The following is an 11501-nucleotide window of genomic DNA, read 5'->3' as shown; positions in this document are numbered from 1 at the left end:
GCAATAGGATGCGCGTGATTAATTCCGCATATGAGCTTTCCCGCCGCCGCCACGAAAAGCTGATTGTGTTCTGGTACCTCTGTCCTGAGCTGAATTGTGCCTTCGAGGAGCTGTTTCAGCCCCTGCAGGATCCGGACGTGAAACTCATCAATATCCGTTCCCTCTACGATCCCCGGAAGCTCTGGTACCAGCTCACTGCTTCCCAGCGCTTCGGCAATGAAGATATTCTTCAGAATAAGACTGACGGAACTCTTCACGAAGATTTTTTTCAAAAGCTGAAAAAAAGAGTTTACATTTTTACATGGGAGCATTTTTATCCGGTACACGATTATCATTTTTATGTACCTACAGCTGCCCTCCGGAAACGCATTGATTCCTTTACTGGACAGTTCGCTCCCCGCTGCACCGGTGTCCATATCCGCAGAACCGACAATGCGGTTTCCATGGGGAAGAGTACCACCGAACAGTTTATTCGGGAAATGGAACGGGAGTTAACGGCCCATCCTGAAGGCCGGTTTTTCCTGGCCACGGACGATGCTTCCGAAGAAGCTCTGCTCCGTTCCCGTTTCCCGGATAAGATTATCAGTAATCAAAACCGCACCATCGATCGGAACTCCGTGGCCGGCATGCACGACGCTTTGCTGGATCTTTACTGTCTGGCTGCCACAGATAAAATCATCGGAAGCTATTGGAGTTCCTTTACCGACATTGCCGCGGATATGCGCGGCATTGAAAAGGTCATTGCCGGCGAATAACTGCACGGCCTTTTCATCACTGACAGCAAGGAGATTTTTATGACCCGCAAATGGATTCACTGGTTTTTCCCCCTGGCTCTCACAGGGCTATTTGTGCTGCTTGTGCGGCTTTCCCTGCCCGCAGGCTGCGTCTACGGTTCCAATACGGACTGGCTCAGTCAGCACACGGCGCTGGCGGAGACCATCCGGACCGCCATGCTGGAGCAGAAAAGTCTGATGCCTTCGTTCCTTCCACTGGGCGGAGGAAGTAACGGCTTCCAGTTTTCCTACTACGGCTATCTGCGTCCGGATATTCTCATGGGCTGCCTCCTGCCTGCCGTGCCCATGTACCGTATCGTCATTGCCTATTCCCTGGGCGGCTGGCTGGCTGCGGTGCTGCTTTTTTATCTGTGGCTCCGCAGACAGCGGCTGTCCTGCTTTGACGCCTTTATGGGAAGTGTTCTTTTTCTGACCGCTTCCTGTTTTTTCCATACCCACAGGCAGCTGATGTTCGTCAACTACATGCCCTTTCTGATGCTGGCCCTTCTCTCTGTCCAGAGACATCCCCGGCGCATTCCGCCCCTTTTGCCTCTCTGGCTGCTTCTGATCTGCCTGCACAGCTTTTACTATGCTCCCGCCTGCTTTGTGGTGGTGGGCTGGTACTGGGCCTGGCTGTCCGGAAAGTACTTTTTCCGCCCCTGGTTCGCTTCCTGCGCCCTGGGCGGCTTTCTGGCCTTTTCCCTGCTGCTTCCCACAGGACTTTCCATTCTGGAACACCGGAGATCTTCCGCCTCGGGAGACGCAGGCCTTTCCACCTTTTTTGAGGATCTGCAGTCCCTGCTTTACAGTTCCTACGGACTGGGAATCACCCTCATCGTCCTGTATCTGCTGTTGCTGGGTATCGGCATCCGCCAGTACCGGAAGACCAGCCTGATTTTCCTGCTTCTCTTCCTGTGGGGCGGCTTTTCCTATCTTTTAAACGCCACCCTCTACGCCAGACCAAAGATCCTGATTCCGTTCCTTCCGCTGCTGATTCTTCATTCCGCCAAAATTCTGGCGGATCTGCGGGCCGGGCGGACCGCCTGGAAGCTATGGCCCTTTCCGCTCCTGCTGACGGTGATTTTCCGTTATCAGCATCGAAGCGCCTGGGCTCTGATTCTGGCTGATTTTGCCTTTCTTCTGGCCGCCGTACTTCTGGCCCAGGTCACCTCAGAGGAGACAATGGACGCCCCAAAAAGACTTCCCGCCATTCCGGGCACGGTTTTTCGCCGTATCCTTTCCCGGGCCGCCTTTCTCTGCCTGCTCGTCATGCCCTGTCTCTTTTTCCTTCGTTCCGCCTCCAGGGAGGACTTCGTGACCAGGGAGCAGCTGGCTGACGCCACCCGGACGCCGGACTTTCAGTTAAAGCAGGAGCCCCTGTACCGTTATGATACACTACTCCATCCTCTGGCCAAGGGCAACCGGGACGTGTCCGCTGCCAGGGAAAAGACCAGCATGTATTCTTCCGTTTATAACCATACATACTCGGATCTTTATTACGATATCTTAAAAACGCCCATCCAAATCAACAACCGGCTGGCTATCCTGACCGCAGACAATCCCTTTTTGCTGCATTTCATGGGAATCCGCTATCTGGAGTCTTCCCCCTCCCAGGTGCCCGACGGCTACCGGGTCCTGTGGCAGAAGGACGGACTGGCTGTATCGGAAAATGATTCCGTGCTGCCCACCGCCTATCTCACCTCGGGGACCATGACCGAGACCCTGTTTTCCTCCCTTCGGGACTGGGAGCAGGCCGAGGCTCTGACCCGCTGTACCGTCATCCCCGACGATCTGGCTGATTCTGATACCATGACCTCTTCCCTCTGGTTTTCAGGCATCCGCTATTATCGCCCCATGTGGGCCTCCAAACGGATCCCCGCCACCGTCCAGGTGGCCACCTCCGGCTCCGATATTCTGAACCGGAACTATGAGCTGACCGTGACCCGGGACAGCACCGTGACTCTGGAATTTCAGCAGCCTCTGCAGAATCAGCTTCTGCTCCTGCAGTTTCAGGTGGAAAATCAGACGAAAAAAGCCGTGGTCATCACCGTAAACGGCGTGAAAAATAAGCTGTCCGACGCAGCCGCAGGCTATCCCAACGGCAACGACTGCTTCCGGTATCAGTTTCTGGATACCTCAGAGGATGGGCTGACCACTTTAAAAATCCGCCTTTCCAAAGGACATTACACCCTGAAGAATATTCGGTTTGGCCTGCTGGACGCGGACGTCTTCTCAGCCAAAAGCTGGTCTCCGGTGGAGGTACTGGATAAGAACAGCCGGGAAGTCCTGGCCTGTCGGGCCGATGTGGCTTACGACACCTGGTTCATCACCTCCATTCCCATGCAGAAGGGTATGTATGCTTTGGTGGACGGCCGGAAAACGGAGCTTACCACGATCAATACCGCCTTTGCGGGCTTACGGCTCTCCACCGGACAGCATGAGATCCGTCTCTGCTTCAACCCGCCCGGCAAAACAGCCGGAGCTCTCATCAGCGGTCTGGCTTTTCTTGTCTGGATGATCCTTATCTGTCTGCAGAAATATCAGCTCTATAAAATGAAGCACCGGCACCGCTGAACCATTTCCGGGTTTCTCCGTGCCCGGACATAATCAGACTTAAATAGGAAAAGCTGTAACTCCGCGAATTTCATTTTGATTCCGCGAAATTACAGCTTTTTTCGTTCTCGTTTTGTTCTCTACCGGGCCGCATCGGAAAGCAGAATCCGGTCGTTGTCCAGCTCATGGCCTGCGCCCGCCTTAAAGCGTGTCAGCAGATCCTCCACGGTCATGGACTTCCGCTCCTCTCCGCCCACATCCAGTACAATATTGCCGTCGGCCATCATCAGGGTCCGGTTACCCAGCTCCAGGGCCTGGCGCATATTATGGGTGATCATCATGCAGGTGATGTGTTCTTCCTCCACAATGTTCTTTGTGAGCTCCAGTACCTTTTCTGCGGTTCCCGGATCCAGCGCCGCCGTATGCTCATCCAGAAGCAGCAGCTTCGGCGTCACCAGGGTGGACATGAGTAGAGTCAGGGCCTGACGCTGTCCGCCGGACAGAAGTCCCACGGGCTGTTTCATCCGATCCTCCAGTCCCATATGTAAGAGAGACAGCCGCTCCCGGAACAACTCTTTGTCCTTTCTGGAGATGCGGGAAAATGCAGAGGTTCCCTTGGCTGTTCTCAGATAAGCCAGAGCCAGATTTTCCTCGATGGTCATGCCAGGAGCCGTTCCCTTCAAAGGATCCTGAAACAATCGGCCTATGAACCGGCTGCGCTTATATTCCGGCAAAAATGTAATATCCTCCCCGCCCAGAAGGATCGAGCCCTCATCCACATAAAAGCCCCCGGCCACTGCGTTAAACAGGGTAGATTTTCCTGCTCCGTTGGAACCGATGATGGTCACAAAATCGCCTTCATCCAGATGCAGAGACAGACCGGACAATGCCGTCTTTGCATTCACCGTTCCCGGATTAAACGTTTTGGAAATATTCTGAATATCCAGCATTACTGACGTCCTCCCTTCCCGGTCTGTGCCTTTCTGTGAGCTGCGTTCTTCCGCTTCTGGAAAGCCGCCCAGCTCCTAATAGTCGGAAAGGCGATGGCCAGAGCCACGATCACCGCAGTCACCAGCTTCAGTCCCTGCACCGGCATGATCTTGGTATACAGTACGATGGCGTAGATAAAGCGGTAAATAACGGAACCCACCACGGCCGCCACAGCGCCCTTTACCACACTCTTCCGGCCCAATACAGTCTCGCCGATGATCAGGCAGGCCAGACCAATCACGACGATTCCGGTGCCTCCATTAATATCCGCTGTATTCTGATACTGACCCACCATGGCTCCCGACAGGGCTGTCAGGGCATTGGCCACGCACAGCCCCACCGTAATCGTAAAGGTGGGGTTTACAGAAGAAGCACGCACCATGTCAATATTGTCTCCGGTAGCCCGGATAGAAAGTCCCAGACGGGTTCCCAGAAACAGAACCAACAGCACCCCTGCCAGAATCACCACAGTTCCGGCCAGCAGGGCCTCATACCACTGCCCGCCGATGCCGGTCTGCTGGAAAATGGTGAAAATCGTCGCTGTTTTTAGGAGGCTCACATTGGCACTCCACTTCATCACCATCAGGTTAATAGTATACAGTCCCATGTTCGTGACAATACCGGCCAGAATAGACGGTACGCCCAGACGGGTCTGCAGCAGCGCAGTCACGAACCCCGCGCACACGCCGGCTGCCATGGCTGCCGGAATGGCTAAAAAGGGATGTCCGGCCGCCGCCATGGTAACAGAGACCGCCGTACCCAATACAAAGCAGCCGTCTGTGGTCATGTCGGCGATATCCAGAACCCGGAAGCTTAAGAACAGGGCCATGGGCACCAGCGCATACAGGAAGCCCAATTCCAGAGCAGTTTGTAAAATATGTAACACAGGAGCACCTCCATCATATCAAAAATTCTCTTTACACCACGACAACAGCGGCTCACCGCCGCTGCTGTCTGCTATGATCTCATGATTCTACTCTCAAAAATCTGTTTCTGCTTATTCCTCTGTGGTCTGAACCTCTACGAGCGTTCCCAGGTCTTTGAATACGGAGTAGTCGATGCCAAGGGTCGCTGCAGTCTCTGTATTTACAGTGATGATGCCGCCCTCTGTCACGTAGTAGTCTTCCAGGTCATTCATGCCATCTGTCATGGCGATGTATGCCAGATCAGCAGTCTGGGAACCCAGATCCGTATAGTTCACACCGCAGGTGGCAAAAGCGCCGTTTCTTACAAAGGAGTCTGCTCCGGTGTAGTGGGGAATCCCTGCCTTCGCCAGATCCTCATAGATGGCCAGCTCTGCTGCCATGACCACATTGTCGGTGGGAGTAAAGATAGCGTCTACCTTGTCTGCCACCAATGCGGAAGCTGCCGCAATTACCTCGTCGTTTGTATTCGCTGTCTGCTCGGTGTAAGCGATTCCCTTGTCGTCCAGATATGCTTTTGCATCTGCAATGGGCTTTGCGGAGTTCGCCTCAGACAGGGAATACAGCAGACCCACATTCTTGATATCCGGATTCTGGGCAAGCATCATTTCCATGATCTTATTTGTATCCAGGGCATCGCTGGTTCCAGTCACATAATCGATATCTGTCAGCTCTGCCGCTTCCGGATCCGAAATAGCTGCGAAAATCACCGGTGTCTGGGTATCCTGGGCACATACGGTCATTACCTGGGCTGCCAGAGTAGCGATGGGAATAATGGCATCTACGCCATCCGCGATGGCCTGATCGCCAATCTGCTTTAAAGTGGTCTGGTCGTTCTGACCGGAGTAAATGTCGTAATCGATCTCCACATTATTATCCTTTGCCAGCTGATCCAGCTCTGCCGCTACCGCATTGGCGATCTCATCCAGAGATGCGTGATCCAGCTGCTTTACAATGGCTATCTTGTATACCGGAAGCTCCTCCTCGGTCTGGCCTGCGTCGGCCGCCTCTGCGGTGGTTTTTGTGGTGGTGTCCGTCGCGGAAGTATCGGCCTTGGAGCCGCATCCCACCATGGAAAGAGTCATTGCTGCCGCGCAGCCAAAAGCTACCAGTTTCTTCAGATTCATCTTCTTCATAATTTTTTTCTCCATTCTTTTTTAATTTAGGTGGCAGATGTAACAATCGGCTTTGCCGGAGCTGATTGTGTGGAGGGAAAGTATAGCTGGACGCCTGGCTCATTAGGGATACGAAAAAAATAGCCTCCGTCCCCTATATGGGACAAAAGCTACTATACTTCTGCGATACCACCCAAATTGACATTTCCTGCGAAATGTCCTCTCGCTACACGTACCATCATACGTGCCCCGATGGATAACGGGTGGGGTCCCGTCAGCTTCTACTTGACTGTTTTCTCGTTCAAAGCCGCCCTCCGAAGTCCATTCACTGACTGCCTCACGCTCCGTTTCCACCCTCCGGAACTCTCTGTAGATCCACATCTGCCAGCTACTACTCTTCTTCACAGGTTTCTCTCTTTGATGTTGTTTGTATTATATGCACCTTTTTCCGGTTTGTCAATAGTTTTCTAAAAATTTGTTTTATTAATTTAACTTATTAAAGTACTTGAACTACTGTCTCTTATATTCTCTCCCAAGATAATAATGTACCTTAAAAAATACAAGCACCAGCCAATAGCAAAGGTTATAATATCCCTTTCGCATCAGCCACAGATAAAGCTTAATCGACGCTGACAGCTTATCCATCGTATGTTTCGCCAATGCCTCCCTGACCTGCGCGTCCTCGCAGATCCGCCGCACATTGTCCACCACATTCCGCCGCCCGGACTTATAATTGCGATAAATCTCATTCTTCACCGCCAGCACCGTCATACTCAGAAAATCATTCCGAATCTGCGCCGTAAAGTCATAGACCTCCTTGGCCTCGCTGATGGCCTGAATCCGTCCGCTTAAGAGCTTCACTTTCTCCATATAGCCGCCGTCATACTGCCCCGTGATCGATTTATTATTAATCCAGTAATGATAAGGATAAAAATCCTGCACCACGCATAGCTTCTGCGTATCCAGCAGCACTGGGAAGGTGATCTGCAGGTCCTCTCCCACCGCCACCTTATCGTCGCAGAACTGCACATTCTGCAGCAGAAGCTTTGCTCTGAACAGCTTTGTCACCCGGGCCGGCTGCAGAGTCCGTCCGAAAAAATGCCCGTCGTTGATCAGCGTCGGAAACAATTCTTCCAGATCTTTCCTGTCGTAAACCTCTTTCTTAAAGTTCGAGATCTCATTCCTTTTCGGAATCTTCGGATCCTCAAAATCAAAGACCAGCCCGCAGACCGTCACATCTGCATCCTCCCGCTCCGCAAGGGTGAGCATCCGCTCATACATATCCGGATCAATCCAGTCGTCGCTGTCCACAAAGCCCACATATTTTCCGGATGCCAGCGTAAGGCCCGCCTTCCAGGCCGTAGTCAGACCACCGTTGGGCTTATGATGCACCCGGACATTCCCGTACTTCTCCGCGTAGGCATCGCACATGGCCCCGGAGCCATCCGTAGATCCGTCGTCCACCAGAATAATTTCCAGATCCTCCACCGTCTGATTCAAAATACTGTCCACACAGCGCTCCAGATACCGCTCCACATTGTAGACCGGCACGATAACGCTTAATCTCTTACTGCTTTCCATTTTCATCCTTCACCTGATTCAGTACTTTTCGATACAGTCCCGGCCAGGCCAGAAACAACCGGTAACCGATGGCCGTCCGCAACGGAAACTTCCCGTACTTCTTTACCTGCCGGAGACCATTGCGGATCAGCCCGCGAATCTCCTCCTGCTGCTTCTCACTGCCCGGCAGCTGATCCCGCATGCCGAAATAAATATCAATGCTTCCGTCTGCCAGCGCCTGAAGTCCCGGCACCATCAGCTCCTTATAGCCCTTCTGCTCAAAGAAGTCCACACGCTCCGCCACAGCCGTCACCCAGTCCATCCGCTTCGGGTTAAAGCCACGGGTAATGCTCACCGGCGTCACAAAATAGCCGTACAAAGAAGCGTCCACATAGGCCGCCCGTTTCACCTTATCATAAATGCGGTAAGTGGTCGCCTCATCCTCATGAATCCTGCCAAGAGGATACCGGATATCCGCAAACAGCTCCTTCCGATACAGCTTATTCCATGCCACCACATAATAAGCGCCATCCGTGGTGTAGAGATTCGCCAGCATCTCCCGACCCGAATACACCCGGATTTCCCCGGTGCCACGCTCCGGAATCCGTTCTCCCCGCACATATTCCCAGCGACAGACGCTCATGTCGCTGCCTGTACTCACACAGGCTTCATAGAGCCTTGACAGAAAATCCTCCGCCAGATAATCGTCCGAATCCACAAAGGCCAGCCATGCCCCCTTTGCCGCGTCGATGCCTGCATTCCGGGCACCGGACAGTCCCGCATTTTCCTGGTGAATCACCCGCACCCGATCGTCCTGTCTGGCATACTCGTCACAGATAGCCGGGCAGCCGTCCGGCGATCCATCGTCCACCAGAATCACCTCAATATTCCGATATGACTGATCCAGCACCGAATCCACACACCGGCACAGATATGTTTCCACGTTATAAACAGGAATAATTACTGAAATCAAATCACTCATCGTGTTCATCCTTTTCCTGGAGCGCCTCTTCCTCCGCTGCCGCCCGCTTCGCCCGGACCAGCACTGCCCGCAGCTCACACAGCTCATAGGTCAGCCGCTTCCATCCCCGCCGCATGCAGAAATGAATCACCTGGTAGTCCAGAGCTTTCAGAGCCGCGCCTGCGCCCGCCTGGGTCAGCTCCCTGTCCCGGCAGTAACCGTCGATCACTTCCAGCTTCTCTTTTTTTGTCTTCTCCTCGTCAAAGGGAAGCCCCTCCACATCGTCCAGCACATCCTGAATCAGCCGCGCATTGATGACGCCGCTCTCATCCTCGTGCCCTGCCAGATCCTGATAGAACTCATGGGTCTCCCGCCAGATATGCTTGGCCAGAGCCAGCCGATCCGAACGCTTCCGGGAGGACAGGCTCTCACCGGTTTCATCCTGGATATAATGGCACAGGGGCAGCTTCACGATGGCGATCCCATCCGCCCGCCGCAGATAGTCCAGGTTAAAGAGCAGATCCTCTCCCAGGCTCAGAGACTCGTCAAACCGCCCTGCCAGCTCTCTTTTGTAGAGCTTATTCCAGGGCATATTCAGGAAACCCTGACCGTACAGAGCCAGGAAATTCTCCTCCCCACTCTGGCCCGGCACCTCCGGAATCCGGACAATATCCCGTCCCTGATAGTGATGATGAAATCCGCAGATAGCCATATCGTCCTGTCCGATCCCATCCAGCAGTTTTTCCACCAAATCCGGTTCCACATAGTCGTCGCTGTCGGCAAAAAGCAGATACTCCCCCTTCGCTTTCTCGATTCCCGCGTTCCGCGCCGAGGACACGCCACCGTTTTCCTTATGGATGACCCGGATCCTTACATCCTCCTTGGACAGCTCAGTGCAGATCTTTCCCGATCCATCCGGTGAACCGTCGTCCACCAGGATAATCTCCAATTCCTCTATGGTCTGGTTTCGCAGGCTTTCCACACAGCGAACCAGAGTCTCTCTGCTCTTGTACACAGGTACAATCACACTTACCATTTCTGTTCCCTCCTCATACCGGAACCGCACTGCTTCTCATCTTATTTAATGCCGATGCAGCTTGCTGCGTACCTTTTCCAGTACCATCTGCCGCTCTGCTTTACGCAGAACCACAAAGAAATTCACAAAAAGCGCCAGGACTCCCGCCACGATACCCACCGCGAACAATTTGATCCAGCCGTCGATATGGATAAACAACTCAAAGGGCAGCACCACCAGGCAAATCAATCCGATGGACACCAGTCCCATGAGAATATCTCCGTAAAAAGTATACCATTTTACCTGCAGGCACCGGGCCGCGTACAGCGGCGTAAAGATCAGGTTCCGCAGGATACCGTATACCATACTGACGCCCACGATAGCGTACATTCCCAGGTTCGTGGTCTCCAGCAGCACAAACACCGTAGCCACCGTCAGCACACCGCTTCCCACGATGACCATGGAATTCAGCTTTACCCGCTTGGTGATTAGGAACACATGATACAGCACCTGAATACTGGCGCTGACAAACAGAGTTCCCACATTCAGAAGCGCCAGAATATAAAGCTGGTCCGGATCCTGGGTCTTTCCCACCCACAGCTGGAAAAAGGATCGGCCGAACACGGTCAGAAAGGCGATGGGAATACTGATAATAAAAATCATAATACGATCGGCGCTGGAAATAATATCCAGCAGCTGTTCCTTGTCATCCTTTGCGTAGGCAATGGTCATCTGGGGATTAAAGACGCCTGCAATGGTTCCCATCAGATTCGAGATCACCTCCGGAATCTGGGTGGAAATAGAGATGGTGGTCATGGCCGCCGAGCTCACCATAATATTCGCGATGGAGGTATTCAGTCCGTCCAGCAGAAGCTGTCCCAGACGGGTCACGGAATTCCAGGCCCCCAGGGACACCAGCTCCCAGATCTTGCTCCAACGGAAGTCCCGCAGCCGTATCTTCATTTCCGGCAGGAGCTTCCTGGTAAAGGTCAGATTCGCCACCGCCTGAATCACCGTGGAGCATACGGAAGCACAGCCCACATAAAACAGATAGGGCTTAAAGAACAGATAACACACGGACAGTACTGTCAGCCGGGTCAGTTCTCCCAGAATCGTGGAAATGGAGCTCAGCTCCAGACGGTCCTTGCTGTAGGAAGCCACGCTGAACACCGAAGTCACGATGCTGATCAGAAAGTTCAGGAAAATGAAGAAGAACAGCATCTGGATATCCACCAGACTGGCCGCCTCCGGAATCTGAAAGATTCTTCCCACATACAGTACCACAAACAGGGCCGGAACCATGAATACCACCGCCATGATCACGTTGGCAAAGAAGACCGATGAGAAATACTCCTCCGCCTCCTGCTGCTCATTCCGGTGAATCCGAATGGTGATAAACCGGCTGGCCATGGTATTCAGGGCAGACACCACGATCTGGGCCGCCGATACGAATTTGTTGGCGATGTCCGTAAAACCGTAGGCATTGGGGATCATCGCCTCGATGACCGGTACCAGGATAAAGCCCAGGGCCATATTGACTCCGAAAGCCAGAAGCTGGGCCGTCATATTGATTGCTACTCGTTTTTTATTCATACTAATTCTTTCTCCGGA

General features: G+C 53.2%; 9 protein-coding genes and 1 other annotated feature. Of the genes, 2 read left to right on the top strand and 7 right to left on the bottom strand.

Annotated features, from left to right (window positions below; genetic code table 11):
• The first annotated feature begins 8 nt into the window (after positions 1–8).
• Complete coding sequence (locus H8S44_RS03245) at positions 9–755, top strand: O-fucosyltransferase family protein (protein WP_186873275.1); 747 nt, start codon at positions 9–11, stop codon at positions 753–755.
• A gap of 39 nt (positions 756–794) precedes the next feature.
• Positions 795–3347: a YfhO family protein gene (locus H8S44_RS03240; RefSeq protein ID WP_186873276.1), complete on the top strand. Its 2553-nt coding sequence runs from the start codon at positions 795–797 to the stop codon at positions 3345–3347.
• A 119-nt stretch (positions 3348–3466) separates the two neighbouring features.
• On the opposite strand, the gene H8S44_RS03235 is transcribed toward H8S44_RS03240, so the two are convergent.
• The 7 genes from H8S44_RS03235 to H8S44_RS03205 form a co-directional block, all read right to left on the bottom strand.
• The gene (locus H8S44_RS03235; RefSeq protein WP_186873277.1) at positions 3467–4276 is read right to left on the bottom strand and encodes an ABC transporter ATP-binding protein; all 810 of its coding nucleotides are present in this window, start codon (positions 4274–4276) and stop codon (positions 3467–3469) included.
• Positions 4276–5202 (bottom strand): ABC transporter permease, encoded by a 927-nt coding sequence (locus tag H8S44_RS03230; protein WP_186873278.1) that lies wholly within the window; start codon positions 5200–5202, stop codon positions 4276–4278. The genes H8S44_RS03235 and H8S44_RS03230 overlap by 1 nt, the downstream gene beginning before the upstream one ends.
• 111 nt (positions 5203–5313) lie before the next feature.
• The gene (locus H8S44_RS03225; RefSeq protein ID WP_186873279.1) at positions 5314–6375 is read right to left on the bottom strand and encodes an ABC transporter substrate-binding protein; all 1062 of its coding nucleotides are present in this window, start codon (positions 6373–6375) and stop codon (positions 5314–5316) included.
• 135 nt (positions 6376–6510) lie between these two features.
• Positions 6511–6768 (bottom strand) — a binding site (T-box leader).
• Between the two features lie 96 nt (positions 6769–6864).
• On the bottom strand, positions 6865–7935 hold the full coding sequence (locus H8S44_RS03220; RefSeq protein ID WP_207724141.1) for a glycosyltransferase: 1071 nt from the start codon (positions 7933–7935) through the stop codon (positions 6865–6867).
• Positions 7922–8896 carry a glycosyltransferase family 2 protein gene (locus H8S44_RS03215; protein ID WP_186873281.1) on the bottom strand — a complete coding sequence of 325 codons (975 nt, stop codon included), beginning with the start codon at positions 8894–8896 and terminating at the stop codon, positions 7922–7924. Before H8S44_RS03215 ends, H8S44_RS03220 begins: the two co-directional genes overlap by 14 nt.
• Positions 8889–9911: a glycosyltransferase family 2 protein gene (locus H8S44_RS03210; RefSeq protein ID WP_186873282.1), complete on the bottom strand. Its 1023-nt coding sequence runs from the start codon at positions 9909–9911 to the stop codon at positions 8889–8891. The genes H8S44_RS03215 and H8S44_RS03210 overlap by 8 nt, the downstream gene beginning before the upstream one ends.
• A gap of 45 nt (positions 9912–9956) precedes the next feature.
• On the bottom strand, positions 9957–11483 hold the full coding sequence (locus tag H8S44_RS03205) for a lipopolysaccharide biosynthesis protein (protein ID WP_186873283.1): 1527 nt from the start codon (positions 11481–11483) through the stop codon (positions 9957–9959).
• Positions 11484–11501 lie beyond the last annotated feature (18 nt).

Origin of the sequence: Anaerosacchariphilus hominis (assembly GCF_014290175.1) — a bacterium.
GTDB classification, from domain to species: Bacteria; Bacillota; Clostridia; order Lachnospirales; family Lachnospiraceae; genus Laedolimicola; species Laedolimicola hominis.
Note: the sequence above shows the minus strand (reverse complement) of the source record. Positions and strands in the feature narration are given on the sequence as shown.

Bases quoted from the DNA above. Each gene is read 5' to 3' on its own strand.
- H8S44_RS03225 (WP_186873279.1), bottom strand. From the start codon at position 6,375: ATGAAGAAGATGAATCTGAAGAAACTGGTAGCTTTTGGCTGCGCGGCA.
- H8S44_RS03215 (WP_186873281.1), bottom strand. From the start codon at position 8,896: ATGAGTGATTTGATTTCAGTAATTATTCCTGTTTATAACGTGGAAACA.
- H8S44_RS03245 (WP_186873275.1), top strand. From the start codon at position 9: ATGCGCGTGATTAATTCCGCATATGAGCTTTCCCGCCGCCGCCACGAA.
- H8S44_RS03220 (WP_207724141.1), bottom strand. From the start codon at position 7,935: ATGGAAAGCAGTAAGAGATTAAGCGTTATCGTGCCGGTCTACAATGTG.
- H8S44_RS03210 (WP_186873282.1), bottom strand. From the start codon at position 9,911: ATGGTAAGTGTGATTGTACCTGTGTACAAGAGCAGAGAGACTCTGGTT.
- H8S44_RS03235 (WP_186873277.1), bottom strand. From the start codon at position 4,276: ATGCTGGATATTCAGAATATTTCCAAAACGTTTAATCCGGGAACGGTG.
- H8S44_RS03240 (WP_186873276.1), top strand. From the start codon at position 795: ATGACCCGCAAATGGATTCACTGGTTTTTCCCCCTGGCTCTCACAGGG.
- H8S44_RS03205 (WP_186873283.1), bottom strand. From the start codon at position 11,483: ATGAATAAAAAACGAGTAGCAATCAATATGACGGCCCAGCTTCTGGCT.